The 702-nt window shown below is 76.2% G+C and carries 1 protein-coding gene; it reads left to right on the forward strand.

Going from position 1 to position 702, the window contains the following annotated elements; genetic code table 11:
• Positions 1-702 (forward strand): ATP-binding cassette domain-containing protein (locus HMPREF3105_RS01560; RefSeq protein WP_141762385.1); only part of this gene is annotated, 702 nt, incomplete at both ends.

Consider the following 702-nt stretch of genomic DNA (forward strand, 5'->3'; position numbering starts at 1 on the left):
ACTCCACCGCGCTGGAGCGGGCCCACCTCTACGACGCCTGGGACGCCGGCCGGCGCGTGGACATGGACCTCGAGGGGCTGCACGCGTGCACGGACCGCGAGCACCCCCTCACATCGCTCTCGGTCGGCCAGCGCCACCGGGTGCGCCTGGCCGTCACCCTCGGCTCCCGGCCGGACCTGCTGCTGCTGGACGAGCCGACCAACCACCTGGACGACGTCGCCCTGGACTTCCTCACCCGCCGGCTGGTGGAGCACCCGGGCGGGGTCGCCGTCGTCAGCCACGACCGCGCCCTGCTGCGCGCCGTGTGCACCGACATCGTGGACCTGGATCCCAGCCAGGACGGGCGGCCGCGGCGGTACTCCGGCGGGTACGCCGGCTGGGCGAAGGGGCGCCGCCGCGCCCGGGCCGCCTGGGAGCAGGAGTACGCCGAGCAGAACGCCGAGCGCGAGCGGCTGGAGCTGGCCGTGGAGGACGCGCGGGAGCAGATGCAGGGCTCGTGGCGGCCCCCGAAGGGCACCGGCAAGCACCAGCGCTCGAGCCGGTCGGCGGGGATCGTGCAGATGTTCAACCGGCGCTTCGACGAGCTGGAGGCGCACCGGATCACCGTGCCCGAGCCGCCCCTGCGCCTGGACTGGCCGTTCGCGGACATGCCCGACGGCGACCCGCGGGACGGCGCGGACGCGGCGGCGGGCACGGCGGGCG

Origin of the sequence: Micrococcus sp. HMSC31B01, from assembly GCF_001816085.1 — a bacterium.
Lineage (GTDB): Bacteria > Actinomycetota > Actinomycetes > Actinomycetales > Micrococcaceae > Micrococcus > Micrococcus luteus.